A 25,234-nucleotide genomic window follows, 5' to 3' on the forward strand; every position below is an offset into this window, starting at 1 on the left:
GAAATCATTTCACAATTTCTTTGATGTAGTTTTCAAAATCACGGGAATTGAAAATGCCGTAAATGGCAGCAGTCAATATCTTTTCTAATTCTTCCGGCTGAACGGAAGACCCGTGCTTTTTAACAGCGTCGTTCACGGCTTTTCTGATGAAGTCTTTGTGAAGCGGCATAACATACACCCCCTTTTCAATGGAATTGCCGCCCGGAAGCGGCACTTCCATTGTATCAGGGGACAGAGGAAAAGGGAAGGAGGAAGAAAGATGGCAGAGGAAAAGAGAACAGAAACCATGATTGCACAGGAAGACGGCAAGGAAGCTGCGGAGGTTATGGGCTTCATGGAAATGCTGGATAATCACGAAAAGCGGGAATTTCTTGCTTTTATTCAGGGCGCAAAGTTCGTGAAAAGTCTGCCTGCCGGGGCAATCAGAACAGCATAACACGCCCGCCCCGGCTGCGGGCGTGCAAATAGAACGGAGGTGGCACGCATGAAAGAAAGGATTGCGGCAGCAGGCGTGCAGGTAGAAGGGACTTTCAATGCAAAACGGTTCTTTGAAACGCTTGCAATGATTCTGTCCCGGAAAGAAAACCTGTCAATCACAGTGACAGTGCATGAAGAGAAGGAAGAGCCGCAGAGGGCGGCAGGATAAAAGAAAGGGAAACTGAAAGCATGAACAAAGAAAAGGAGCAAAGGGCAATAAAGTATCTGCAATCCTTCCAGCCGGAAAAAAAGCCGTATTATCTTTGCTACAGCGGCGGGAAGGACAGCGATTGCATACGGATTTTGGCAGAGCTGGCAGGCGTGAAGCATGAGTGCAAACACAATCTAACAACGGTTGACGCGCCGGAAACAGTGTATTATGTGCGGGAAACGATAGGGAAAGAAAACATTGAACGCCCAGAATTGACAATGTGGCAGTTGATAGTTAAAAAGAAAATGCCGCCGACAAGACTTGCCCGGTATTGCTGCGAAGTATTGAAAGAAAGGGGAGGGAAAGGAAGAGTAAAGATAACCGGGGTAAGATGGGCAGAAAGCGCAAACAGGAAGGAAAGCGCAGGAGTAATAAAGGTAATTGGAAAAGAAAAAACAATGCTGAAAATGGCGCAGGAAAACGAAGTCAATTTTAGAAAAACAAAGCAAGGCGGGCTTGTTATGAATGATGATAATTCAGAAACAAGGCGTTTTGTAGAAATGTGCTACAGAACTACTTCAACAATGGTAAATCCGATAGTTGACTGGACAGATGAAGACGTGTGGGAGTTCCTGCATTATTACGGCTGTCAGTCGAACCCGCTTTATCAGTGTGGCGATAAAAGAATTGGCTGCATAGGTTGCCCGCTTCAAAATTTTAAGGGAATGAAAAAAGATTTTGAAAGATACCCCAAATATAGGGCGGCATATGTGAAAGCGTTCGACAGAATGGTAAAAGCAAGAGAAGAAGCAGGGCTGACAAATAACGGGGCGTGGAGCGACGGGGAACACGTCATGCGCTGGTGGGTAGGTGACGACCCGAATCAGGTAACATTATTTGATTTCATGGACGAAGCAGGGATTGACTATTGAAAACACGCCGGACACGGCTTGTTATATAAAAATCATACCAGATACAAGGAGGAAAAGAAGAATGTCAAAAATGACAGAAGCGCAGGAAAAGGGAATTTTTAAAGCGGCGGTTGTCGTGAATGATGAAGCCGGGCTTCCTAACTTCATGACAATGTTTTACATGGAGCCGGGAACCTACAAGGAAGAGGACGTGCCGGAAGTGTTCAAGGTAAACGGGGAGATTATGGCGGCTATTCTCATTTCACAGTATACGAATACCGTAATTAACGGAATACCCGTTTCCCTGCCGTATCAGAAGCCCGTTGAAAGTATGGGGCATGATGAATCGGCGGCAGCTTGCCGGAGAAAAGGACCCGGCTGGCACTTAATGACAAATGCAGAATGGGTTTACCTGATGAAAGACGCAGCGGCAGCAGGGCATATTATCAGCGGTAACACGGACTACGGGAAGAACGCTGACGACCCGGAGGAAAAGGGGTATTGTTACGACGGTTACACGGTTCTGACTGGGACAGAACCGCTTGCATGGAGCCACGACGGAACGCCGGAAGGGGTTTTCGGACTCTGCGGGAACTTTTGGGAGCGTGTGGCGGGCTTGCGCCTGCATAAAGGCGTAATTGAGTATATCCCGAACAATAACGCAGCGGCAGAGGACTTCAAGCCGCAGGACCCGGCGTGGGTAGTTGCACGGACAGAGGAACCGGGGGAAGAAGGGCTTCCGTTCGGAAAGCCGCTGTATCTTGACGCACAGTGCGGAAAAGTCGTGCTGACAGATGGGCAGATTGCCGGGGGCTGGAACGGTTGCCATATGCGGGATTTGAAGCTTGCCGGGAGCCTGAAAGAAGTCCCGGACATTGTACATAGACTGGGGATATTGCCGCAGAACTGGCAGCAGGAGAAAGCGGGGATATGGGCTGACAGTGAACTTGAAGAAGCCGTGCCTTTCCGGGGTTCGTGCTTCCACCGCACTTCCTACGGTGGAGTGGCGGCGTTGAACTTGTACTACGCCCGTTCTCTCGTCGCCTACAATGTGTCCTTCCGTTCCGCTTTATACCTGAAAGACTGGAAACTGGTAACTGATTTACTGGGGCGGGCGTGATAACGACCGCAGAAGGGAAGGAAAGCAATGTATACAGGATTGAAAGACAAAAACGGAACGCCGATTGAAATAGGCGACAGGACCCGGCTTGTGCTGCCTGACGGAGAAGTACGGGAATTTGATGTGCGATTTAAGACAGTGAAGCGTACAAGATTAAAGACGCTTCCGGGGTTTGAGCCGGAAGAAGTAGAGCTTTCTATAACAGGCGTTGTTTTCTGCTGGCAGGGAAACGATTTATTCCCGTGCATTGATGAAAACGGCGTGTCTGATGTTGAAAAAATGGAAGTATTAGAAAAACCGAAATTTCCGTATATTGTCGGTCAGCCCGCAGCGATTTTCCATGAAGGAGAGTGGCACGAAGGGACGATTGAAGCAGGGTACAGATTTTGTGACGGAATAGTGACAATCAGGACGGAAGACGGAAGGAAATTGTGGTGCGGGGAAAGCAGGAAAGAGCTATACAAGCCGTTGTAACCCGCAGGAAAAGGACATAACAAAAAGCCTTTGAAGAAGTGCCGCAAACACATTCAACAAAGGCTTTTCGCTAACATTTTTTAATAAATCAGTTCATGTTTATTATACCATGTTGGCGGTGTAAAAGCAAGCAAAATCAGCGGTGAAACCGTTGAAAATGCCGGGTTTTTATCCCGGAAAACGGGCTTGTATGGGGTATTAACATTCCTACGAATAGTATATATATACTTGCGTAATATAGATATAGAATATATACTTGCGTAAGATAATATATATTATATACTTGCGTAACACATGGATAATAAGCAGGAGGGAAAGAAGGGAGGGGGAGTCCCCGCCCGGAACATACCCACGCCACACAGGTATAAGGACAGCAAAGGAAGGTGTGGTTGCATTGGGTAAAGTGTTCATGAGGGAGAAGAAGGTGGACTGCGGGAAGTACCGGGAAGCGGATATAATACCCCGGACGGAAAAAGCGGATAAGGTGGCAAAGGGGAAGAGGGGGAAGCGTAAGAAGGTAACGGAGCCAAAGCAAAAAGACCTGAACGAAAAGAACGCCAAAAGGTATCTGGTTCAGTTAGGGAATGGGAATTTTGGCATAGGTGATTTACACGTTTCCTGTACATACGATAAAGACCACCTGCCGGACAGCATAGAGGAAGCGGAAAAGATAGTGAATAACTACTTGCGCCGGATAGCATACAGGCGGGGGAAGTTAGGGCTGGACCCGCTGAAATATATCCTTGTGACAGAATATAAATTCGACAAGGAAGGGCAGATGATAAAGCGGGTACACCATCACATTATCATGAACGGCGGTTTGTCCCGTGATGATGTAGAACTGATGTGGACGACTGCCCGCATTAACTGGAATAAAGCGCAGGACCCGCAGTACAGGGCAGAGATAAAGCAGATGGGGTGGGTAAATGCTGACCGCATACAGACGAACGAAAACGGCATTGAAGCCCTATGCAAGTACATAGTAAAGGACCCGCAGGGGAAGAAACGGTGGAGCAGCAGCAGAAACCTTGTGCGCCCGGTAGAGCTTCCGAACGCTGATTATAAATACACGAAAAAGCAGATAGAGAAGCTGGCGAAGTCTGATGATTGCGGGAAAGAGTTCTTCAAGAAGCAGTTCCCCGGATATGACATTGTAAGCATTGAACCTGCCTACTACGAAGAAACGGGCTGGCACATTTACTTGAAGATGTGGAAGAAGCCGGACAAGAAGCAGAAGAAGAAAAACAGGAAATCAGGAGGGAAAAAGAAGTGATTCTGGAAGAGTTCATGCGGGGAGCTGTCCCCAGTGACAGGCTGATTATTGAGGACAGCACAGGAGAGCTTTACAGGGGGTTTGTTGCCTGCCTGGGCTATACAGGGATTGACAGGAACCGGGAAGTAAAGCGGCACGGACTGTCAACAGACATACACAGGAAAGAGCAGAAAAGGGCAGGGGCGGCAATGTACAAAACGCCGGGGGAGAAAGTACCCGTTGAAAGTATCAGTGAATTTGCGTTTTCAGACCTTGAAATGATGATTTATACAAGGGTTGTGCTGGAGGGATAGAAAATGCTGTACGGAGAGTTAAAGAGGGCATATCCGACATACAACAGGCTTGACCCGGAAATGAAAAAGGCGGCTTCTGAAATAGCTGCAAAATACCCGTATTGCACAGAACACGTTGCAAAGGTAATTGTGGCGAATGGGTTCGACAAAGAGAAAGCGGAAGAACAGATAAAGCGGGAGTTGATTCTGGGAAAAGCAGGATTTTAAGACAGAGATTGAAGGAAGGAGCTAAAAAGAATGAAATACAAGTATTACAGTTTAGAACGCCCGGTAATGCCGGGGACATATCCGAAACCGAAAGACAATCCGGCAATGCTGATTCACAATTTCAATAGCCGGGAATATGTGCCGGAAATCGGAAGAATGGCGTGGGGATATATCGAATATGACAAGCCGCTTGAAAACAAAGATATTGACGGGTATGAGCTTATGCCAGCAGCTTTCTTTTCATAGCAGGGGAGGGCGGGGAAAATGACGTTAGGGAGCTTATTTGACGGGATAGCAGGCTTTCCGCTTGCGGCGAAGCGGCAGGGCATAACGCCTGTATGGGGAAGCGAAATTGAAGCGGACTGCATAGACATAAGCGCAAAACATTTCCCGGATATGCAGCAGTTAGGGAACATCATGGAAATAAACGGCGCAGAGATACCACCCGTTGACATTATTTCTCTTGGTTCCCCCTGTCAGAATTTGAGTGTAGCAGGGAACGGGAAAGGGCTTGCCGGGTCAGAATCAAGACTGTTTTTTGAAGCGGTCAGAATTATTGATGAAATGAGGTGTGCGACAAATGGAAAGTACCCAAAATACGCAGTCTGGGAGAACGTGGCAGGGGCTTTTTCAAGCAATAAAGGCAGGGACTTTCAAAAGGTGCTTGAAGAAATCACAAAGACCGCAATTCCAATGCCTGCAAGCGGAAGATGGGCAAATGCCGGAATGGTTAGAAGCAGGGGGGGAAGTACAGCTTGGAGAATGTTGGACGCTCAATACTGGGGCGTTCCCCAGCGTCGAAAACGAATCTATCTTGTCAGAGATTTTAGAACAGACCGTGCCGGACAAATACTTTTTGAGTGCGAAAGTGTGTTGGGCTATGTTGCAGAGGGCAGAGGATATGAAACGGGATATGCCGGACAAACTGCGGATTGCGCTTCTGGAGGTAATAGCGGAGGACTGGCACAAGGCGCAGACGGACAGTTGAAGCTGAACTTTGAAGAGGGAGAAGAAAAGAAGCATACAAAGTTAGATTTTGGACGGACCGGCGACAGGATATATATTGACGCAAAACAAAGCGTGACGCTGATGGGGCGGGCAGGCGGCGGGGCGGCAAAGACGGGGTACTATCTTCTTCCCGTATATACGATTATCGGGAATGTACTGGGAAGGAAAGCGGGGAGCGGCGGCAATCAGACGGGAGTGGGGCAGGATATTTCCCCGACGCTGACAGAGAGCGACAGACACGCCGTGGCAGCCCCGGAAGAGAGCTGGCGGCAGAAATACAGGGTCCGTTCCCTGACCCCGTTAGAATGTGAACGGCTTGACGGATTCCCGGATAACTGGACGCAGTACGGGGCAAGCGGAAAGGAAATGTCAAGCAATGCACGGATAAAAGCACTGGGAAACAGTATTGCTGTACCGTGTGCAGAACGTGTCTTCCGGGGAATAATTGCCGCAGAACAGGAGGAAAGGAAAGATGGCTGAAAAGCAGAGGTTGTCCGAATCGGACACAATCATATTGTCTTTGCATGACCGCTGGTGGAAGAAGATTCTGGCAGGAGAAAAGCAGCTTGAAATCAGGAAGACACGTCCTGCCGGGAAGGGTCCGTTCAGGGTTCTTGTGTATGTGACAGGGACAGGGGAAATAAAAGGGGAATTTATCTGCAATAGCTTTTTCAAAATACGGACTATCCCGGAAGTAAAGAGCCGGGCGGGATTGCTGGAAGTAGATGTTCCGGGGGCAAGCTGCCTGACCGGGCAGCAGTTGAAAGAGTACGCAGGAGAAAGCGGGAAGCCCTTGTGGGGCTGGTCAGTGTCACAGGCGAAGGAATACGACACGCCGCACAAATTAAGCCTGTACGGGCTGAAAAGACCGCCGCAGTCCTGGCAGTATTACAGAGGGGAAGACGTGCCGGACATTAAATGTAAGACAGAAAGAAGGTGAAAAAGATTGTGGAGGTATGAACCGAACACGCTTTTAAATGCGGACTGCCTGCCCGTCATGCGGGAAATGCCGGATAAGTTCTTTCAACTTGCGATAGTTGACCCGCCCTATGGGATAGGCAATGACGGACAGAAAAAGAAAGTGTGCAGCAATCCAAAGCAAAGCAGGAAGGAACACGAAAAGAAGGACTGGGACAGTAAAGGCATACCGGGCGCAGAATACTTCCGGGAGCTTGAAAGGGTATCTGAAAACCAGATTATCTGGGGCGGCAATTATTTTGTGAAGCACTTAAAAGCAGGGCATAAAGGCTGGATAATCTGGGACAAAGGGCAGCGGGGCTTGTCAATGTCAGATTGTGAAATTGCCTACACGTCGTTTGACTGCCCGACAAGGATTGTCACATTTAACCGGGTGGAACTTCTGAAAGAAGGGACGATTCACCCGACACAGAAGCCAGCGAAGCTGTATGAATGGATATTGACAAACGGCTATGCAAAGCGGGGCGACAGAATACTTGACACACACGCCGGAAGCGGTTCTTGCCCGGTTGCGTGTCAACGCCTGCGGTTTGAATGGTATGCGATAGAGATTGACGAAGGGTATTACACGGACGCAGACAGGCGCATACAGGCAGAGAAAGCGCAGCTTTCATTGTTTGACTTAATCTGACAGGAGGGAAGGGAAATGCAAAGTAAATTATGCTATATATGCAGCCCGTACAGGGGCGATATTGAGAGAAACACGGAGTATGCAAGGGAGTTGACCCGGATTGCGTTAGACTGCGGATATACGCCGATAACGCCGCACTTGTACTTGACGCAGGTACTAAACGAAGAGGACCAGGAACAAAGGGAAAAGGGGATGGCGGCAGGCACGGAGCTTTTAAGGAATTGCAGATATATCTTTATCGGAAGCAGGTACGGGCTTTCAGAAGGTATGCTTGCGGAAATACAGATTGCACTTGAAGAGGGCATAACGGAGCTTGCACAGGAGAAAGGCGGGCTTGTGGAAGTATACGGAGGGCAGCAGGCATGACAAGAGAACAGGCAGCGGACAAACTGAAAAAGCTGAAAGCCCTTGCAGAGAAGGGCGTGGGCGGCGAAAGACAGGACGCACGGCGGCTGTATGAAAAGATAAAAAGCAAATACGGGATAAGCGAAGAGGAATTAAAAGAACCGCAGCAGGACCAGCAGGAAAAGCAATTTGACGGGGACACACTCTTTCAGGCAGCGACCACGGCAACAATGCTGAAAGCAGAGCAGGAAGAGTGCGACGCTTGCCCCGGTCATTACGGGCAGGCAGAGTGTAAAGAGTGCGGGACATACGGAAACATACAAAGGCTTTCCAGACGGCTTGAAAGGCTGTCAAGGAAGAGGAAAGGGGGAAAGAATGTTTTATAGCGGCTATTCATGCGACAAGTGTGGGAAAGCCATTGAATACAGGAGAGAACCGAAAGAATGGCTCCCGTCAAAAATATATCTTGTTGAATACGCAAGGCAGAACGGGTGGAGCGTGGGAAAGAAAGTCTTATGCCCTGAATGTAGAAAGAAGCATTAAAAGCGGAGGAAGAAGAGGAATGAAGCAGGAAGAAACAATACAGGTATTCAAGAACTATTTCAACTACATAAAAAGACCGGGGGCGGCTGACCTTCTGCAATGGATGGACGCAAACGGCTTCTTTGAAGCCCCGGCAAGCAAGCGACACCACGGAGCGGAACCCGGAGGGCTTGCGCAACATTCAATAAATGTGTGTCGGCGGCTTATACAGATGAACGCAGAGGAAGAACGGCGGCAGCAGTCTTTGAATTATGATTTAGAAACGCTGGCAATCTGCGGGCTTCTTCATGATTTATGCAAGATAGACGCATATAGAAAAGTTGGGTTTGAGGGCATAAACGAATATCAGTTGACAAAGAATTTCCCTGCCGGACACGGGGAAAAGTCCGTTATCCTGATTTTACAATTTATGCACTTGACACAAGAAGAGATTCTGGCAATCAGGTGGCACATGGGGCAGTACGACTTTTACGCAAGGGGCGGCGGGTATGATTTAGACAACGCTTTCCGGCAAAGCAAGCTGGCAGTTATGCTTCATCTTGCAGACATGATGGCGACGCATTTTGACGAACGGGAGGAAAAGAAAGAGTGAAAAGAAGTGAGTTAGAAAAGTATCTGGGAAAAGTCGTCACAATAAAGCTATTTGACAACGACGTTATCAAGGGGGAACTGCATAAAACAGGGGAAGAACAATTCAGAAATGACCCGAATTTGTACATACCGCAGAAATGCTATTTCTTAATCAATCCCCAGTCATGCCTGTTTAAGAGTTCACACGTTAAGAAGCTGACAGAAGGGAGATAGAGAAAATGAACTATTACGCAAGGCAGCAGAACCGCAGGAGAAGCGAAGCGACAGAGCAGGAAACAGTGATACAGTGGTGCGGATGGCAGCAGGCAAGCCACCCGGAACTGAAATTGATTTATCATATCCCGAACGGCGGCAGCAGGAACACGCTGGAAGCGGCGAACCTAAAGCGGCAGGGGGTAAAAGCGGGCGTTCCTGATTTATGTTTGCCTGTAGCAAGAAACGGATTCCACGGGCTGTATATCGAAATGAAGTACGGCAGGAACAAAACGACGGACAGCCAGGACGAATGGCTGGAAGCACTGAAAGAACAGGGATATTTCACGGCGGTTTGTTACGGGGCAGAGGAAGCGGAAAGGATAATTGCAGGGTATTTGCAGTTTCCGGGCTATCCTGCAATAGAGAGCCGGAAAACACAGAAGGAGGGCTAAAACATGGGAATAGATATGCGGGGCTTTAAGGTTGTTTATAAAGAGCGTGTATATAATGCGCTGAATATGTGCTGGAGGTATAATGACACGCCACCAGAGATTGAAGCAGAGGAAAAGGGGATTGCAAAGCCGAAATTTTTAACGGTTGTTACTCTGAACGAAGACGGGGAAGTGATTCTTCTGCATGATGAAGCCTGTATGTTTCAGTTTTTAAGAATCACAAATTAAAGGAGGGGCAGACGTGAACATACAAAAAGCAGCGGTCAGGGCTTCTAATAACGCCATGCGGGGCTATATCCCGCATAATGCCATAGTTTCACAGGGGGCGAAGATTGCCGCCCGGCAGCAGGCGCAGGAGAAGCCACAGAGGGGCAAGAAGGGCAGGAAACGGGAAAGGCTTACAGAGATAAGCACAGGCAGCGGAAAACCCGTTCTAAAGCAGAATGTGGGCGTTGTACGGGCTGCAAAGAAGCTATTCGAGTATGAGGAAACAGGGCTTTCCCCGTATGAAGTCCGGGCGTTGATAGAGAGGGAAAAGGCATTGACAGAAAAGGTGAAGAAAATGCAGGACTGGTGAAAGAAGGTGCGGGCATGGACCGTGAAAAATGTATTATCTGCGGAAAGACGCTGCCGGAGGACGGGCAGGGAATATGCGCTGACTGTCTGGCTGAAAAGTCAGACGAAGAAACCGCAGAGGAATTGCGGGATATAGCGGGCGTGTTAAGTATTACGGCAGACACGGACGCAAACATAAAAAAATCAATGGAAGCAATCATGCGTATTGCCTACAGGATAGACAGGAGGAAGGAAAAGTGAAAGTTGACAGGGAAAAGCCGCCGTATCTTCCGAAAGTTGCATTTGTGCGGCTTCATACGGCAGGAAGGGAAGTAAAGGACTATCGGGAAGAGTTCAAGGGGCAGGGCTTTACTTCCAATCAGTTCAAGCACATGAAGAAAGCTGATGAATTGTGGGACGGATTAGAACTATGGGTAAGCATGTGGGACTATGACAATCACGAAAGCTGGCACTTATGGAACTGGAAGAAGGAAGACGATAACCGGGTAATGCTTGCAATGTATGAAGCGGAACAATATAACCCGTTTTGCGCTTATGAAGATGATTTTGAGGGCTTCAAGGCTGACTGGGAAGCGGGAACCTATGACCCTGGCTGTACTTACACATTCCCGCTTTCTGCGGTAGAGGTTCTGGAGGTTGTGCAGGAGGAAGAGGACAACAGAAATCATGAACGGGTACAGAAAGAAGTTGCAAAGGCGAAAGAAGACGTTTTCTTGAAATGCCGGGCGACAAAGAAGAAAAGGAAATACGGGAAAAAGAAAAGAAGATAGGAGGGCGAAGGAAGTGAGGAAGAGAAAGAACAGGCATTGCCAGAGCAAACAGGAGGTATTGCAGAGAGTACGGCAGCAGAAAGCGGCAGAACAGCCGGAGAAGCGCAAGCCGCTTTTAAAAAGACAGTTGCAGACGGTAAACAGAATAAGACCTTCCGTTGAACGGGCAAGGGCGCAAATGAGGGAGAAGAACAGGAGGGAAAGCAAAAGTGATATTGATTGAAGCGGCAGCGGAAGCAATAGGATTCTTCCTGAAAGGGATAGCAGTTATTTTGCTGACAGCGGCAGCGGGGCTTGTGTTTATCATACTGCGGGAAGTTGCGTGGTATGTCAGAAAACAGAATGAAAAGAAGATGGAGGAAAAGGACAATGCAGGTGGCGGCATTTAGCGCAAGAAGCCCGTATGAAATCGGGGACAAAATTCAGGTTATTACACCAGCGGGAAAGAATCAGGAAGGGGCGTTGTATATGACGACATATGCGAAGATAACAGACATTGCCTGCACACATTTCCAGAGGGAAAACAGAGTTCTTTTTACATATGAGCTTGACGGGTCCGGGGAATACATACCGTTGATAACGGCAAAGGAAGCCGGGCTGACCGTCTGAAAACCCGTATATCTTACGCAAGTATAAAAAATAAACAAATATACTTGCGTAAGATTGTGCGGTTTGCCTATTGAAAATATACTTGCGCAAGTATATAATAAATACATAATCAATCAGGCAAACGGAGGAAAAAAGAATGAGGACATTTGAAGTCGGCAAAAGATACGGGGAACACGCAGTTGTATTTGAAATTGTAAAGAGAACGGCGAAAACAATCACATATGCGGCAATCCACCATTCAGGAAGATACAATGAAAGCAGGAGAGAAGAAAAGAAAGTGAAAATACAAAACTGGGACGGCAGGGAAGTATTTTTTGCAGGAAGTGAAACGGTAGAAGCATAAAGAGAGCCGGGAGCCGCAGAGGGGCAGCAGGTGAAGACCTGCGGGGCGGGTCCGATTCCCGCCCGGCGCATTGAATGAAATAACAGACGCAAGGAGGAAGGGCGCATGAAAAAAGCAGAATACAGCAAGTTGAAGCCGGGGGATTTAGTAGAGGTTCCTAGAACACAGTTTTCACAGCAAAGAAGGGGCTGGAATGGCTGGTTATTCAGTGAAGCAGTTGTTATCAGCAAGGGAACAGGAAACAAGAGCAAAAAGCCCGTTGTAAAGGTTCTAATGAGAACGCCGGGGAAGCGGGGAGAATACGGGGTAAATGATTACGGGGAATGTGAAAAGATATTCTTTGCAGAACACGTTTTTCAGACAAACGCAGTAAAAAACGCCGAACGCTTCATGAAAGCAGACGGAGTTGAAACAAAAGAAGCGTTCTATCAATTCATCAAAGAAGAAGACGTGACAGGCTGCGACTGGATAAAATTTCTTGTAGACAAAGGGTTTTTGTTCGGAGAAGAGCCGGGAGCTGCAGAGGGGTAGCAGGTGTGAAGACCTGCGGGGCGGGTCCGATTCCCGCCCGGCGCACTACTGGGAAAATAAAAATATCATACCAGATACAAGGAGGAAGGACACATGAAGACAATTTCTGTTATCAACTTGAAAGGCGGGGTTGCAAAGACAACTTCAAGCGTCAATATGGCGCATATCCTGAACGCCGTACACAAAAAGAAGGTTCTGCTGGTCGATAACGACAAGCAGGGGAACGCTTCAAAGTTCTTTAACCGCCACAGCTATGACAAAGCGGGCGTTGCAGAGGTAATGACGGACAGGAAAATTGACATGGAAGCAGTCATTCAGCATACGGACTATGAGGGGTTAGACATTATAACGGCAAATATGAACCTATCAACGGCGAATCTGTCAGTAATGCTTGACCAGAGCCGCCCGCAGCAGACACGGTTCAAGAGAGCGTTGCAGCAGGTAGCGGGGCAATACGACTTCTGCATTATAGACAATGCCCCGGATATTAACATAAGCACGATAAATGCGCTAGTTGCTTCTGATGATGTGATAGTGCCGATTACGATTGACGACTTTTCACTTGATGGACTGGAAGAGCTGACAGAACAGATTGAAAACGCACGGGAAGAGCTGAACCCGGCATTGTGCTTCCGGGGGTGCTTCATTACACAGTATGACAGACTGAACGAAGCAGACCAGCAGGGGGAACAATATCTGCAAGTATGCAATAAATACCCGCTTTTTGATACGCATATCAGACGCACGGCAAAAATGAAACCCAGTACATTTGAGCGGAAGCCGATTTTGATTTATTCCAGCCGCTGCGGGGCGGCGCAGGACTATAAAAAGCTGGTTGAAGAATATCTGAAAATGTGACCGAATCGGACACGGAAAGGAAGGAAAAAGAGATGGCAAAAGCAAAATTCAACCTGACAGACTTATTGAACAGCCGTTCAAAGGAGCTGGAGGAAGTAAGCGGAGGACAGCAGCAGGAAAGCGCAGCGGGGCAGCAGGACAACGCCACGCAGCAGGCAGAGGAAAACGCCATTATGAATATTGACGTTCATGACCTTGTACCGTCGAAAGACAATTTCTATCATGTAGACGACGAATTGAAGCGTTCTATTGAGCTTGTGGGCATATTACAGCCGTTACTGGTAAGCCGCCCGGAAAACGGCAAATACAAAGTGATTGCGGGGCATAGAAGACGGCTTGCGGCACTTTCCCTGTTAGAAGAGGGAAAAGAGGAAATGCGGTTTGTCCCCTGTATCTTCAAAAAAGCGGACGTGCGGGACCGCCTGGCACTGATTATGGCAAACCGCTTCCGGGATAAGACCGACTGGGAAAAGATGATGGAAGCAATTCAGGCAGAGGAACTGGCAAAAGAGCTGAAAAAGGAATACAGCCTGAACGGAAGGACCCGTGAAGTCCTTGCAGAGATAACAGGGACAACGGAAGCGCAACTGGGACGGTATAAGTCCATTTATAACAATCTTTCTGCCCGCCTGATGAAATACTTTAAAGAAAGCGTTATCAATGTTTCTGTAGCGGTTGAGTTGTGCGGCATGAGCGCAGCGGGGCAGGAGGAAGCAGCGGACAGGGTGGAGGAAGCCGGGACGCTTTCATTGATGGAAGCAAAGGAAATGAAGCAGAGGGAGGAAGCCGGAAAGGAAATGCCGGGGCAAATGAGCTTCACAGAAGACATTATGCCGGGCGTAACGGGGGAAGGTAAGGAAGAACACGCAGAAGAGGAAGAAACGCCCACAGAGGGCGCAGAGGAAGCCACAGAGGGGCAGCAGGAAGACTTCATGAACCAGCCGGAAGAATACGAAGACCCGCAGCCGGAAAATATCACTTCAATTTGCTATTCCTGCGAAAATTACGAAACGTGCCACGAAAAGAAAAGCACGGTCACTTCCTGCAATGCCTATGTGAACCGGGAAGAAGCCCGAAAGACAGATGAACAGCGGTACGACGAACAGCAGGCAGAAATTGACCGGGAAACGGCAAGGAAGCTGAAAGAACAGCAGCAGGAAGAGAAAATGCAGCAGTTACCGAGTGAAGCGGAAAAGAAGGTGCATGAAATCACGCTGGCGGGTTCAAAGTACAATGAAATTGCAAGTGAAACGCTGACATTCTATCTGTTAAAGAATGACGGGTACAGGGTAGGAGATACGGTGGTAATGCAGGAGTACACGGCAGGAAGAACCACGGGGCGGGAGATTGTAACAGAAATAACGTATGTATGGGAAGACTGGACAGGGCTTGAAGACGATTATTGCATTATAGGATTTACGGTTCAGGAATTGAGAAGAAGGGAAGAAGGCTGAACATAGTGGGATTGCTTGCGGATATTGCGGAGGTTATGGAAAACATGAAAGAAAACGGAGAGAGGGCAACGCCGGAAACGGTGATTGCCCTTGCCGTGTGGAAAGAAGGAGGTAAGAGGGATGGCAAAGACCATGAACAAAAACAAAGTCCTGAAATTGCTTGAATTGTTCCCGGAGATTGACGGAGAAATAAAGTCAAGACGCAGCTTTATTTCAGATTTAGAACAATATTACAATCCGATTCAGGGGATAGGCTACAGCGACACAACAAAGGGGAAATATGCAAATTCTGACCCCACAGAACGGCTTGCATTGAATATCCCGGAGTATGTGCGGGGAGATATTCAGCGTTACCAGCAGGAAATAGAGGAATTGCAGAAAGTAAAGGTTGAAATCCTGAAAGAAGTGTCACGGCTGACAATGAAGCAAAAAAATGTTGTTTTCGGGTATTATTTTCACGGCATGAAGTGGGAACAGGTAGCGGAGCGGACGCACTACAGCGAAAGACAGTGTAAAAATATCCGGGACGGAGCGGTGGAACGGCTTCTGAAAGGTTTTGAAAATAACCGCATACTTTCTGAATACGAAATAAAGGAATGAAGGATTGCCCGGCATTGCACGGAAAAAGCTGGTATAATAAGGCGAAAGAAACAGGGCTTCAAAATGCAGGGGAAGCAAGGCTGGCTTCATATTCCGGGGATTTTGAAACCCTGATTTTTTTATATTTCCGAAATCAGGGCGGGGCAAAGCTGCGAAAACGAACGAAGGGAAGTGAAAGAGGGCATGGGAAGAAAGAGGAACCCGGAGCGGGACCAGAGCTTGAAAAGGTACATAGAAAGCGGCGGGAAAATGACGCTTGAAGAGCTTGCGGCGGCAGCAGGCGTTCCGAAAGCCCGCATAAGCAAGTGGAAATCAGAGGACAAGTGGGAAGAACGCCTGAAAGAAGCCCCGAAGAAAAAGGGCGGGCAGAGGGGAAATAAAAATGCGGCAGGCAGGACCCCTAAAAAGGACGGCAATAAAAACGCCGTCACACACGGAGCCTTTGCACAAGCGGGGATTGACGACATAGACCCGGAGAAAGCGGAGAAAATAAAAGCGGTAAAGCCAGGCGGCAGCATAGAGAAAATGACGGAGGAGCTGCAAAGCCTGTTAGTACGCAAGGCATATCTGGAGGGGCTATTGAAGCAGTACACAGCCCCGGAAGCGGAGGGGGCTTTCTATGCTGATAAGCTGGTACATATGGCAGTACCGAAGACGCTTGAAGAGGTACAGGGAGAGCAGGACAGCGGCATTGACACAGGGCAGGTGCAGGACCCGGAAGGGGGTACAGAGAAGCTAAAGACAGCAATGAAGACTATCATTAAATCAAGTGCATTTGATAGAGCTATGAAGGTAGAAGCAGAACTGAACCGCCTGCATGGACGTATCATAAAGCAGATAGACAGTATCAAGTCATATGAGATGGAAGAAAGAAGATTGTCGCTGGAAGAAAGAAAATATCAGCTTGCTAAACAAAAATTAACAGGTGAGTTCATTATTGATGATGAAACGGAAGAAATCATTGACGATTTGATGGACGGCGACTGAATGGGTGTAGGTTCTTTCAGCCGACTGGAAGCTATGCGGGTACGAGGACGCCCAGACCCTGCCTAGATACGAAATGAAAAAAACGGCTTCCGTTTCTGCCGGGAAATATTTTGAAAGGGGGTGCGTCAAAAAATGAAGTTGTACACGTCGGCGGCGATAGCACGGTATCTGGACATGACGGAAAGGAACGTGCGGACGCTGCGGGACAAAGGGATATTGACCGAATACAAGCCGGGGTTGTATGACTTGCAGACGGCGACAAAGCAGTATATAAATTTCCTGCGGCAGAAGAACCCGGAAGCAGAAGAGAAGGTGGACTACAACACGGAGCGGGCAAAGCTGGTGCGGGCGAAAAGGGAGAATCAGGAGCTGGAACTACAGTTGCGGAAGAATGAGCTTCACACGACAGAAGACATTGAAAAGATTGTCACAGATACGCTTGTAAATTTCAGGACCCGTCTTCTGGCTATCCCTGCAAAGTTAAGCCCGATTCTTGCGAAGAAGAAAGACCAGACGGAAATATTTAAGCTGATGAAAGCGGCGATTGATGAAACGCTGGAAGAATTATCTGATTTTGACAGGATAACGAAGGAGGGCGGGGAAGATGAGGGATAACACGGCGCAGCTTTTCCGCAGGCTATTCAAGGTTCTAAAACCGCCGCCAGACCTGACGTTATCTGAATGGGCTGACAAGTTCAGGCGGCTTGCTGCCGGGACGACTGCGGAACCGGGGAGGTGGAAGACAGCAAAAGCCCCGTACCAGAAAGAAATCATGGACGCAATCACGGATATATCAATAAAAAAAGTTGTGATTATGTCAGCGGCGCAGGTGGGGAAGACTGACGCAATGGTTTTGAACCCGATAGGGTACTACATACATTACGACCCTTCACCGATAATGGTTATACAGCCCACCATTGATATGGCAGAAAAATTTTCAAAAGAAAAGCTGTCACCAATGCTGCGGAGTACGCCTGTACTTGCGGAGCGCATAGACGATAAATCAAGAAGCAGCGGGAACACAATCACGCACAAGATTTTTCCGGGCGGGTTCGTTACGATTGCAGGAGCGAACAGCCCCACGGGACTGAGGAGCCATACGGTCAGGATTCTTCTTGCTGATGAAATAGACGGATACCCGGCAAGCGCAGGGGCAGAGGGGGACCCGCTTCTACTTGCGGCAAAGCGGCAAACGACGTACTGGAACAAAAAGCAGGTGGATATTTCAACGCCGACTATCAAGGGGGCTTCCCGGATAGAAATTGAATACGAAAACAGCAGCCGGGGAGAATGGAACACGCCCTGCCCGTGCTGCGGGGAATTACAGCCGCTTGTATGGGGAAATGTTGTCTATGATAAAAACGACCTGTCAGAAATACGCTATGCCTGCGAAAAATGCGGTGTCATTTCAAGCGAAGCGGAGTGGAAGGAACACTATACAGAAGGGAAATTTGTACATGAGGACCCGGAAAACCCGGTGAAAGGCTTCCACCTGAATACACTTGCTTCTACACTGACAACGTGGAAAGAGGTTGTCGAAAAGTTTATTGAAGCGAATGAGGAAGTAAAAAAAGGGAATGTGCAGCTAATGAAGGTATGGACAAATACCGAGATGGGGCAGACATGGGAAGAAGACGGGGAAAGCGTAGACGACGACGTACTTTTGAACCGCAGGGAATACTATAGTTGCGAAGTCCCGGAAGAAGTTCTGTACCTGACAGCGGGAGTTGATACGCAGGACGACAGGTTTGAAATTGAGGTTGTCGGGTGGGGTCCTGATTATGAGAGTTGGGGCATAAAGTACGCCGCAATATACGGGGACTTGCACGGGGATAAAATCTGGGAGGAATTAGACACATTTCTTTCACAGACCTTCACGAAGGAAGACGGGACAAAGCTGAAAATTGTCTGTACCTGCATGGACAGCGGCGGGCATTTCACAAACAGGGTATATAAATTCTGCAAAAAACGGTTTGCCAGGAAAGTGTTTGCAATCAAGGGAAGCAACGACAGCGCAGCGGCGTACATACAGAAACCGTCAAAAAGCAATCGTGAACAAGCATACCTTTTCACGATAGGCGTTGACACAGGGAAAAGCTGGCTGATGGACAGATTGAAACTTGAAACGCCGGGTCCGGGGTACTGTCATTTCCCGTTAGAACAGGGGAAGGGGTACGACGAAAAATATTTTAAAGGGCTGACTTCCGAAAAAAAGGTACTGCGGTACAAAATGGGAAGACCGTACTTTGCATGGGAGCTGAAGGACAAGGGGGAACACAAAAGGAATGAAGCGTTAGACTGCCGGAACTATGCAACGGCGGCAATCGAAATCACGCAGCTTCCGTTGAAGAAGCCGGAGGAAAAGAAAGCGGCGGCAGCAGGAGCGGCGGCAGGAAGGAAAAGAAAAAAGAGAAGAAGCAACGGAGGTATATTGTAATGGCAGGAATTACACTTGAAACAGCGCAAAAGCATTTAGACGTATGGCTGGAAGCGGAAATGACAGTTGCGACGGGACAGAGCTATACAATCGGTTCCCGGACGCTGACACGGGCGAACCTAACAGAAATCAGGAACGCTATAGAGTATTGGAACGGGAAAGTACAGAAGCTGGAGAATGTGCAGCGCAAGGGAGGAAGAAACAGGATAAAGCGGGGAGTGATACGGGACTTGTAAAATTGCCCGGTATTGCCCGCAATTTCCCACGATTGCCCGAAATGCCGTTTTATTTCCTTTTTTTGCACGGAAAAAGCTGATATTATATAAACTGGTAAGATTGAAAAAACAGCAAGAAAGCACTGGAAACAGTGCTTTTTTCATGCCATAAAACGGGAGAAGGTGAAGGATTGAACGGCATAGCAAGGGCAATAGACAGCGTAATTGCCACGATTGCGCCGCAGACGGCATTGAAAAGAACTGCCGCAAGACAGAAAATGCAGATTTTGAACAGCGGTTACAGCAATTACGGCGCAAACACAACAAAAAAGTCTTTAATCGGGTGGAATTATGCAGGAGGTTCAGCCCGTGAAGACATAAACGACAATCTTTATATATTGCGGCAGCGTTCCCGTGATTTATACATGGGCGTACCGATTGCAACGGGCGCAGTAAAAACAATGCGTACAAATGTTGTCGGGCGGGGGCTGATGTTAAAACCAACGGTGGACGCAGAAGCATTGAAGCTGACAGCGGCGCAGGCGCAGCAATTAGAGAAAGAAATAACAAGGGAATGGGCATTGTGGGCAGAAAGCCCGGATTGCGACATGGCAAGGATTGACAATTTTTATGAGTTGCAACAGTTGGCTTTCCTGAATTGGCTTGCTTCCGGGGACACGCTTGTATTGCTTCCGACAAAGAAGCGGAAAAACCAGCCCTATGATTTGCGGGTGCAGCTTGTAGAAGCTGACCGACTTTCAAGCCCGAATAATTTTGACACATTCGACAATCAGATTGTCGGGGGCGTTGAGGTAGACAAAGACGGGGAGGTGGTAGCATATCACTTTTCAAAACACCACCCGTTGTCATACGCAAATGAGCGCATGGAGTGGCAGAGGGTAGCAGCATACGGGGAAAAGACAGGAAGAAAGAACGTGCTGCATTTGATGTGCCGGGAGAGGATAGACCAGCGGCGGGGCGTTCCCTTCCTTGCCCCGGTCATAGAAGCATTGAAGCAGTTAGGACGGTACACGGACGCTGAATTGATAGCGGCGGTTATATCGGGGCTTTTCACTGTCTTTATAGAAAAAGAATCAAACGAAGACGGGGAGCCTGTAGGGTCCGGCATAGCGGAAGAAGACTTGATTGACGAAGACGACGAAAACAGTCTTGAACTGGGACCCGGCGCAATACTTGACCTTGCAGAAGGGGAAAAGGCGCATGATATAAACCCCGGAAGACCGAACAAAAATTTTAGCGGTTTTGTGGAAGCTATCTGCCGACAGATAGGCGCAGCACTTGAAATTCCGTATGAATTGCTTTTAAAGCATTTCACAAGTTCCTATTCTGCAAGCCGGGGAGCTTTAGAAGAAGCGTGGAAAATGTTCAAAATGTACCGGGCATGGATGGCGAACGATTTTTGCCAGCCCGTATATGAAGAATGGCTTGCGGAAGCGGTAGCGAAAGGCAGGATAAAAGCCCCCGGATTCTTCACAGACCCGTTGCGCCGGAAAGCATACTGCAAAGCGCAGTGGAACGGACCGGCACGGGGGCTTCTGAACCCGGTGCAGGAAGTAGGGGCGGCGGTAACAAGGGTTGAAAACGGCTTTTCCACAAGAAGCGCAGAAACAATGGAGATGGCTGGCGGCGACTTTTACAGTAATTGCGAACAGCTAAAGCAGGAAGAAAAGAAACTAAAGGAGGTAAAGAAAATTGTCAACGCAGGGGAACAAAAACCCGGAAGCGCAGCCGGGCAGCAGGGGAACGGGGCAAAGCCCGGAGAACCAGCAGAACAGCAGGACGACAACGGGACAAAGCCCGGAGAGCCAGCCGAACAGAAAGACGGCGACGGGAAGCAGGGAGAAAAGCCCGTTCGGAGTGACACAGAATAAATTCTGGGACTTTGTACCGGGGACGGCGACAAAGCCGCCTGAATTGCTTCTATACGGGACTATCAGCAGCCAGCAGAGCTGGTGGGAAGACAGGGTAACGCCCGCACAGTTTAACAGGGAGCTTGCGGCATTGGGTGAGGACGTGCCGGAAATAGTAGTGCGTATCAACAGCCCCGGCGGTGATGTGTTCGCAGCGAACGCAATCTATACACGGTTGAAGGACCACGGCGCAAAAATAACAGTGAAGGTTGACGGGTGGGCAGCTTCTGCCGCCACGATTATCGCAATGGCAGGCGACACAATAAAGATACCGAGAAACGGCGTATTCATGATTCATGACCCGGCAATGACCGTCTGGGATACGTTCAGGGCAGAAGACTTTGAAAAGATGGCGCAGGAATTGAAGGTGATAAAACAATCAATCATAAACGCCTATTCTGTAAAAACGGGAAAGACGGCTGATGAAATATCCGGCTTTATGTCAGATGAAACATGGTGGACGGGCGACGAAGCGGTGGAAAACGGTTTTTGTGATGAACTGATGTTTGAGGAAGCCCAGACGGTCATTGAAAACGCAGGAAGAATCATTGTCAATTCTGTACCGATTGACATGGGGAATTTCAAGACCGTTCCTAAAATGTTGTTAAACAGCCCGGAAGCAACGCCGGGAGGTTTGCAAAACGGCAGACAGCCGGAAAATAAACCCAAAAAGGAGGAAAAAAAGATGGAACCGAAAGACGCAATCACAACGATTGAAGCATTGAAAGCGGCATACCCCGACTTGACGGCAACAATAGAAGATAATGCCCGGAAAGAGGAAAGAAACCGTATCAAGGCACTGGAAGACGCAGCGGTGGGAGGGTTTGAAAGCATTGTGCATGACGCAAAGTTTGTGAACCCTATTTCTGCCGGGGAAATGGCATTGCAGATTGTGATGGAACAAAAGAAACAGGGCGGCGCATACCTGCAAAACAGGGAAGAGGACGTAACAGACAGCCACGTTTCTGACGTAGGCACAGGCGCAAGCGAGAAGGGCGGCGAAGGGAAAGACCCCTTTAATGAAGCGATTGACCGCTTGTTTCCTGATGTGAAATAAAGGGAGGGACAACAATGGGAATGTACGAAATTGAAACAAGGACGTGTGAAGCGAAAAACTTTTTCGCTGGCGACTTCCAGACGCTGACCGAAAGCGGGACGGCAGGCGGTGAGCTTGCAGAACATATGCCCGTAGCGGAAGACGCAGAAGGAAAGATTGTTGCGGTGACAGCAGAAACGGCAGCAAATGTTGTGGGAATTACGGCAGCGGCGGCGGCAGCAGATGAACCAGTTGTATATTACATGACGGGGGAATTTTTTCAGGAAGCATTGAACCTGCCGAATGGCGTAACGGTAGAAGACATAAAAGGACCCCTGCGGAAAATGTCAATTTTCCTGCGGAAGTTAGGTTAAAAGGGAGGATAAAAAGATGGCAAATGAAACAGTAAGTATTTATGACCCACGGACAATGGGGCGGGTAGTTTCTAAAATGCCCCCGGTGCATACGTTTTTCAGAAGCACTTTCTTCAAGCATGAAGAAACTTTTGTAACAGAAGCGGTTGACGTGGACTTTGTAAAGGGTTCCCGCAAGGTTGCGCCGTATGTGCATAGACTTATCGGCGGGAAAACCGTGGCAAATACAGGGTATGAAACAAAGAGCTACAAGCCGCCTTTGGTTGCGCCTGATAAAATTACAACGGTTGACAATCTGTTAAAGCGACAGCCGGGGGAAAGCATTGTTTCAGGAAGAACCCCTGCGGAACGTGCAGTTCTGAAAATGTCAAGTGACTTTGTGGAGCTGCGGGAAATGATTACACGCCGGGAAGAGCTGATGTGTGTGCAGTCTATCTTCATGGGGAAAATCCCGATTATCGGGGAGGGGCTGAACGAAGTAATTGACTTCAAGTTTACGAACCGGGAAGAAATCACGACGGCAGCAAAGAAGTGGACCGGGAAGGATTCTGACCCGATAGTAGACTTGAAGCGGTGGCACAAGAAAGTACAGCAGACAGGATTCACAAATTGCGATATGTGCATTATGTCAGATGATGTTGCAACGGTATTTGTCAACCATGAGAAGGTAAAGAGCCTGCTGGACGTGAAAAATTATAACCTTGCTGTCATTCAGCCACGGCAGCTTCCGAACGGCGTAACCTATATCGGGACCATTCACGAATTAGGGCTTGACATTTACACATACAACGAATGGTATCTTGACGACTGGACAGACCCGGACCCGAAGAAAGCGACGGAAAAACCGCTTGTCCCGGAAGGTGAGCTTGTTCTTATCAGCAGCAATGCAAACTATTCCATGTATTACGGCGCAATAACTCTGATTGATGAAAATACAAAGGAGTTCCGCACGGTAGAGGGAAAATATGTGCCTGATACATGGGTAAAGAGAAAGCCAGCCAGAAGGTTCTTGCAGTTGTCTTCTGCCCCGCTGTCCGTGCCGCACGACGTAGACAGTTGGTTTGTGGCGAAGGTAATATAATGGACTTCAAAGCGCAGATAATAGAAGACCTGAAAACATTCCATAACCCCGGAGAGTTTGCGGAAATGATGTGCATATGGTACGACGGGCAGCAGTACGAAGTCCCTGCCGTGCTTGACCACCTGACAGGGACAGACAGGCAGAAGCCGGGCGGCGATAATGCAGAGGGGATATATAGAGCGGAAGCAATGCTTTATATATCCCATGCAGATATGGGCATTGTGCCGAAAAAAGGGCATGAAATCGAGATAGAGGAAGCCGGGGCGGTATCTTCTTATGTGATTGAAAAAAGCAGCTATGAAGCCGGGGAAATCGTGCTTGAACTGGGGGCGTATACAGAATGATTGAAGTATCAGCGGAAGCGATAGAACGGGTGGAGCGTATTCTGGCAGGAGTTCCGAAAGGTGCGGAACGTGCGCTGTCAAACGCAATAAACCGGGGATTGTCACGGGTAAAGACCGGGGCAAAAAAACGGGTGAAAGAAGTGTATACCGTGCAGAGCAGCGCATTTACAGCGGCGGCAAATATGCAGGTAAGCAAGGCAAGCACAAGTAACCTTGCAGGCGTTGTGACGTTCGCAGGCTGCAAGATACCGTTATACAAATTTCAAGTAACGCCGAAAGCCCCCGGAGTAGGAAGACGGGTAAAGGCAGCAGTAAAAAAAGGCGGCGGCACACAGTTTGAAGAAGCGTTCATTGCAAATTTGAAATATGGAACGGGAGTTTTTGAACGTGAAACATCAAAGCGTTTTCCCGTTCAAGAGCTTATGGGACTTTCAACGGCGCAGATGGTAGAAAATGAAAACATAATGCAGACGCTGGAGGAAGAAGCGCAGACGGTAGTAAACGAACGGCTGGAACATGAAATTGAACGCATTTTGAACGGTTACGGAGGTTAGAGGAATGACCGCTATAAATTTGTTAGAGTGTCTGGAAGAGTTTGTGAAAGAGAAAACCGCAGACATTAAACTGCAAGTGAAGGTAAGGAACCTAAACCCGCAGGAAGTGAAGGAACGGGCGGCAGACGTTTACAAAATGCGTCTTCCCAAAAAAGAAGACCAGACAGAGAAAGTCCCGTATATCCTTCTTCAATTCCTGACAGGGAAGGACGACAAGGAGAACGGGGAGCCGCAGGAAAGCGACTGCAAAATACGGATAGTGGTTGCAACGTATTCAGAGGACGGCGGCGAAGGTTCTTTTGATGTGCTGAACGTGCTTTTGCGTATCAGGAGCGAACTGGAAAAAGCCGGGGTTATCGGTGAACGGTTCGTGCTGCAATATCCGCTTGAATACATTGTGTACCCGGACAGCACACAGCCCTATTATTTGGGTGAAATGATAACTAACTGGTCAATACCGACAATAGAAAGGGAGGTAACGGACATATGGCAGTAAAGAAGAACGCCACAGAAGCCGCAGGAGCGGCAGAAAAGGGAAAGACGGTAAATAATACCACGAACGACAAAAAAACCGATTCTGGGGCAAATAACGAAGCCACAGGAGGGAAAAAAGAAGGAAGGGAAACAGTGACGCTTGCATATATAGGACCGTCGCTGCCTGCCGGACTTCTGAAAACAAATAAAATCCTGATAGGGACAAGGGAGGAAATAGACAAAGAGCTTGCGGCGGTTCTGGAGAAGTACCCGCTTGTGGGGAAAATGCTTGTCCCGGTTGAAAAGCTGGCAGAGAAAAAGGACAGGGCAGCAACGGCAGGAAACATTCTGAACAAATATTACACGGATATTGTTTCTTCCATTGCCGCAAATGAGAGGAAGGAGGAGTAA

The 25,234-nt window shown here is 48.4% G+C and carries 42 protein-coding genes; 41 read left to right on the forward strand and 1 reads right to left on the reverse strand.

Annotation, left to right across the window (positions count from 1 at the left end):
* Positions 1-4: 4 nt before the first annotated feature.
* Positions 5-169 (reverse strand): hypothetical protein, encoded by a 165-nt coding sequence (locus ACTOY7_RS02335; RefSeq protein WP_004069577.1) that lies wholly within the window; start codon positions 167-169, stop codon positions 5-7.
* A 90-nt stretch (positions 170-259) separates the two neighbouring features.
* Here ACTOY7_RS02335 and ACTOY7_RS02340 point away from each other — a divergent pair, with 90 nt between their 5' ends.
* From ACTOY7_RS02340 to ACTOY7_RS02540, 41 genes are all read left to right on the forward strand, one after another.
* Positions 260-436 (forward strand): hypothetical protein, encoded by a 177-nt coding sequence (locus ACTOY7_RS02340; protein ID WP_482672638.1) that lies wholly within the window; start codon positions 260-262, stop codon positions 434-436.
* 48 nt (positions 437-484) lie between these two features.
* Positions 485-646: a hypothetical protein gene (locus tag ACTOY7_RS02345; RefSeq protein WP_482672639.1), complete on the forward strand. Its 162-nt coding sequence runs from the start codon at positions 485-487 to the stop codon at positions 644-646.
* A 20-nt stretch (positions 647-666) separates the two neighbouring features.
* On the forward strand, positions 667-1,560 hold the full coding sequence (locus ACTOY7_RS02350; protein WP_482672640.1) for a phosphoadenosine phosphosulfate reductase domain-containing protein: 894 nt from the start codon (positions 667-669) through the stop codon (positions 1,558-1,560).
* A gap of 61 nt (positions 1,561-1,621) precedes the next feature.
* Positions 1,622-2,659 (forward strand): hypothetical protein, encoded by a 1,038-nt coding sequence (locus ACTOY7_RS02355; protein ID WP_482672641.1) that lies wholly within the window; start codon positions 1,622-1,624, stop codon positions 2,657-2,659.
* Between the two features lie 27 nt (positions 2,660-2,686).
* Positions 2,687-3,133: a hypothetical protein gene (locus ACTOY7_RS02360; protein WP_004069569.1), complete on the forward strand. Its 447-nt coding sequence runs from the start codon at positions 2,687-2,689 to the stop codon at positions 3,131-3,133.
* A 256-nt stretch (positions 3,134-3,389) separates the two neighbouring features.
* Positions 3,390-4,406: a rolling circle replication-associated protein gene (locus ACTOY7_RS02365; protein ID WP_300781826.1), complete on the forward strand. Its 1,017-nt coding sequence runs from the start codon at positions 3,390-3,392 to the stop codon at positions 4,404-4,406.
* Complete coding sequence (locus ACTOY7_RS02370; RefSeq protein WP_482672642.1) at positions 4,403-4,699, forward strand: hypothetical protein; 297 nt, start codon at positions 4,403-4,405, stop codon at positions 4,697-4,699. Before ACTOY7_RS02365 ends, ACTOY7_RS02370 begins: the two co-directional genes overlap by 4 nt.
* A 3-nt stretch (positions 4,700-4,702) precedes the next feature.
* A complete protein-coding gene (locus ACTOY7_RS02375; RefSeq protein ID WP_004069563.1) occupies positions 4,703-4,906 on the forward strand; it encodes a hypothetical protein in 204 nt (67 codons plus the stop codon).
* Positions 4,907-4,936: 30 nt separating this feature from the next.
* Positions 4,937-5,152 carry a defense against restriction DarA-related protein gene (locus ACTOY7_RS02380; RefSeq protein ID WP_004069561.1) on the forward strand — a complete coding sequence of 72 codons (216 nt, stop codon included), beginning with the start codon at positions 4,937-4,939 and terminating at the stop codon, positions 5,150-5,152.
* 18 nt (positions 5,153-5,170) lie between these two features.
* Positions 5,171-6,394 (forward strand): DNA cytosine methyltransferase, encoded by a 1,224-nt coding sequence (locus tag ACTOY7_RS02385; protein ID WP_482672643.1) that lies wholly within the window; start codon positions 5,171-5,173, stop codon positions 6,392-6,394.
* Positions 6,387-6,854 carry a hypothetical protein gene (locus ACTOY7_RS02390; protein WP_004069557.1) on the forward strand — a complete coding sequence of 156 codons (468 nt, stop codon included), beginning with the start codon at positions 6,387-6,389 and terminating at the stop codon, positions 6,852-6,854. The genes ACTOY7_RS02385 and ACTOY7_RS02390 overlap by 8 nt, the downstream gene beginning before the upstream one ends.
* Positions 6,855-6,860: 6 nt before the next feature.
* A complete protein-coding gene (locus tag ACTOY7_RS02395) occupies positions 6,861-7,523 on the forward strand; it encodes a DNA methyltransferase (RefSeq protein ID WP_004069555.1) in 663 nt (220 codons plus the stop codon).
* A gap of 15 nt (positions 7,524-7,538) precedes the next feature.
* Positions 7,539-7,889, forward strand: a complete 351-nt coding sequence (locus tag ACTOY7_RS02400; RefSeq protein WP_004069553.1) for a DUF7768 domain-containing protein — start codon at positions 7,539-7,541, stop codon at positions 7,887-7,889.
* A complete protein-coding gene (locus ACTOY7_RS02405) occupies positions 7,886-8,254 on the forward strand; it encodes a hypothetical protein (protein ID WP_004069550.1) in 369 nt (122 codons plus the stop codon). The genes ACTOY7_RS02400 and ACTOY7_RS02405 overlap by 4 nt, the downstream gene beginning before the upstream one ends.
* 176 nt (positions 8,255-8,430) lie before the next feature.
* Complete coding sequence (locus ACTOY7_RS02410) at positions 8,431-9,003, forward strand: HD domain-containing protein (RefSeq protein ID WP_004069548.1); 573 nt, start codon at positions 8,431-8,433, stop codon at positions 9,001-9,003.
* A gap of 217 nt (positions 9,004-9,220) precedes the next feature.
* Positions 9,221-9,649 carry a VRR-NUC domain-containing protein gene (locus tag ACTOY7_RS02415; protein ID WP_004069546.1) on the forward strand — a complete coding sequence of 143 codons (429 nt, stop codon included), beginning with the start codon at positions 9,221-9,223 and terminating at the stop codon, positions 9,647-9,649.
* Positions 9,650-9,652: 3 nt separating this feature from the next.
* A complete protein-coding gene (locus ACTOY7_RS02420; RefSeq protein ID WP_004069545.1) occupies positions 9,653-9,877 on the forward strand; it encodes a hypothetical protein in 225 nt (74 codons plus the stop codon).
* 13 nt (positions 9,878-9,890) lie between these two features.
* Positions 9,891-10,226: a hypothetical protein gene (locus ACTOY7_RS02425; protein ID WP_004069544.1), complete on the forward strand. Its 336-nt coding sequence runs from the start codon at positions 9,891-9,893 to the stop codon at positions 10,224-10,226.
* 14 nt (positions 10,227-10,240) lie between these two features.
* Positions 10,241-10,465: a hypothetical protein gene (locus ACTOY7_RS02430; RefSeq protein WP_004069542.1), complete on the forward strand. Its 225-nt coding sequence runs from the start codon at positions 10,241-10,243 to the stop codon at positions 10,463-10,465.
* Positions 10,462-10,995, forward strand: coding sequence for a hypothetical protein (locus ACTOY7_RS02435; protein ID WP_004069540.1), 534 nt, complete (start codon positions 10,462-10,464; stop codon positions 10,993-10,995). Before ACTOY7_RS02430 ends, ACTOY7_RS02435 begins: the two co-directional genes overlap by 4 nt.
* A gap of 13 nt (positions 10,996-11,008) precedes the next feature.
* Positions 11,009-11,218 (forward strand): hypothetical protein, encoded by a 210-nt coding sequence (locus ACTOY7_RS02440; RefSeq protein ID WP_482672644.1) that lies wholly within the window; start codon positions 11,009-11,011, stop codon positions 11,216-11,218.
* On the forward strand, positions 11,205-11,384 hold the full coding sequence (locus ACTOY7_RS02445; protein ID WP_004069536.1) for a hypothetical protein: 180 nt from the start codon (positions 11,205-11,207) through the stop codon (positions 11,382-11,384). The genes ACTOY7_RS02440 and ACTOY7_RS02445 overlap by 14 nt, the downstream gene beginning before the upstream one ends.
* Entirely contained in the window at positions 11,365-11,604 is a 240-nt protein-coding gene (locus tag ACTOY7_RS02450) for a hypothetical protein (RefSeq protein WP_004069533.1), read from the forward strand. The genes ACTOY7_RS02445 and ACTOY7_RS02450 overlap by 20 nt, the downstream gene beginning before the upstream one ends.
* Positions 11,605-11,740: 136 nt before the next feature.
* Positions 11,741-11,947, forward strand: a complete 207-nt coding sequence (locus tag ACTOY7_RS02455; RefSeq protein ID WP_004069531.1) for a hypothetical protein — start codon at positions 11,741-11,743, stop codon at positions 11,945-11,947.
* 105 nt (positions 11,948-12,052) lie between these two features.
* Positions 12,053-12,478 (forward strand): hypothetical protein, encoded by a 426-nt coding sequence (locus ACTOY7_RS02460; protein WP_004069529.1) that lies wholly within the window; start codon positions 12,053-12,055, stop codon positions 12,476-12,478.
* A gap of 93 nt (positions 12,479-12,571) precedes the next feature.
* Positions 12,572-13,336, forward strand: coding sequence for a ParA family protein (locus ACTOY7_RS02465; RefSeq protein WP_004069527.1), 765 nt, complete (start codon positions 12,572-12,574; stop codon positions 13,334-13,336).
* A 32-nt stretch (positions 13,337-13,368) separates the two neighbouring features.
* Entirely contained in the window at positions 13,369-14,790 is a 1,422-nt protein-coding gene (locus ACTOY7_RS02470) for a ParB/RepB/Spo0J family partition protein (protein ID WP_004069525.1), read from the forward strand.
* Between the two features lie 35 nt (positions 14,791-14,825).
* Positions 14,826-14,954, forward strand: coding sequence for a hypothetical protein (locus tag ACTOY7_RS02475; RefSeq protein ID WP_300781806.1), 129 nt, complete (start codon positions 14,826-14,828; stop codon positions 14,952-14,954).
* Positions 14,911-15,390, forward strand: a complete 480-nt coding sequence (locus ACTOY7_RS02480; RefSeq protein ID WP_482672645.1) for a DUF722 domain-containing protein — start codon at positions 14,911-14,913, stop codon at positions 15,388-15,390. Before ACTOY7_RS02475 ends, ACTOY7_RS02480 begins: the two co-directional genes overlap by 44 nt.
* A 183-nt stretch (positions 15,391-15,573) precedes the next feature.
* Positions 15,574-16,377, forward strand: a complete 804-nt coding sequence (locus ACTOY7_RS02485) for a phage terminase small subunit-related protein (RefSeq protein WP_369910819.1) — start codon at positions 15,574-15,576, stop codon at positions 16,375-16,377.
* A gap of 132 nt (positions 16,378-16,509) precedes the next feature.
* Complete coding sequence (locus ACTOY7_RS02490; RefSeq protein WP_004069511.1) at positions 16,510-16,992, forward strand: hypothetical protein; 483 nt, start codon at positions 16,510-16,512, stop codon at positions 16,990-16,992.
* Entirely contained in the window at positions 16,982-18,814 is a 1,833-nt protein-coding gene (locus ACTOY7_RS02495) for a phage terminase large subunit family protein (protein WP_004069510.1), read from the forward strand. Before ACTOY7_RS02490 ends, ACTOY7_RS02495 begins: the two co-directional genes overlap by 11 nt.
* The gene (locus ACTOY7_RS02500; protein WP_004069509.1) at positions 18,814-19,050 is read left to right on the forward strand and encodes a DUF6148 family protein; all 237 of its coding nucleotides are present in this window, start codon (positions 18,814-18,816) and stop codon (positions 19,048-19,050) included. The genes ACTOY7_RS02495 and ACTOY7_RS02500 overlap by 1 nt, the downstream gene beginning before the upstream one ends.
* 170 nt (positions 19,051-19,220) lie before the next feature.
* Entirely contained in the window at positions 19,221-20,921 is a 1,701-nt protein-coding gene (locus tag ACTOY7_RS02505; protein ID WP_004069508.1) for a phage portal protein, read from the forward strand.
* On the forward strand, positions 20,908-22,017 hold the full coding sequence (locus tag ACTOY7_RS02510) for a head maturation protease, ClpP-related (protein ID WP_482672646.1): 1,110 nt from the start codon (positions 20,908-20,910) through the stop codon (positions 22,015-22,017). The genes ACTOY7_RS02505 and ACTOY7_RS02510 overlap by 14 nt, the downstream gene beginning before the upstream one ends.
* 14 nt (positions 22,018-22,031) lie before the next feature.
* The gene (locus ACTOY7_RS02515; protein ID WP_004069505.1) at positions 22,032-22,370 is read left to right on the forward strand and encodes a hypothetical protein; all 339 of its coding nucleotides are present in this window, start codon (positions 22,032-22,034) and stop codon (positions 22,368-22,370) included.
* Between the two features lie 16 nt (positions 22,371-22,386).
* Positions 22,387-23,451, forward strand: coding sequence for a major capsid protein (locus ACTOY7_RS02520; RefSeq protein WP_004069503.1), 1,065 nt, complete (start codon positions 22,387-22,389; stop codon positions 23,449-23,451).
* Positions 23,452-23,516: 65 nt separating this feature from the next.
* Positions 23,517-23,795, forward strand: coding sequence for a hypothetical protein (locus tag ACTOY7_RS02525; RefSeq protein WP_482672647.1), 279 nt, complete (start codon positions 23,517-23,519; stop codon positions 23,793-23,795).
* Positions 23,792-24,349 carry a phage tail protein gene (locus tag ACTOY7_RS02530; protein WP_482672648.1) on the forward strand — a complete coding sequence of 186 codons (558 nt, stop codon included), beginning with the start codon at positions 23,792-23,794 and terminating at the stop codon, positions 24,347-24,349. Before ACTOY7_RS02525 ends, ACTOY7_RS02530 begins: the two co-directional genes overlap by 4 nt.
* Positions 24,350-24,353: 4 nt before the next feature.
* Positions 24,354-24,845: a hypothetical protein gene (locus tag ACTOY7_RS02535; protein ID WP_482672649.1), complete on the forward strand. Its 492-nt coding sequence runs from the start codon at positions 24,354-24,356 to the stop codon at positions 24,843-24,845.
* On the forward strand, positions 24,836-25,234 hold the full coding sequence (locus ACTOY7_RS02540) for a hypothetical protein (RefSeq protein ID WP_004069491.1): 399 nt from the start codon (positions 24,836-24,838) through the stop codon (positions 25,232-25,234). The genes ACTOY7_RS02535 and ACTOY7_RS02540 overlap by 10 nt, the downstream gene beginning before the upstream one ends.

Source organism: Schaedlerella sp., assembly GCF_056796775.1.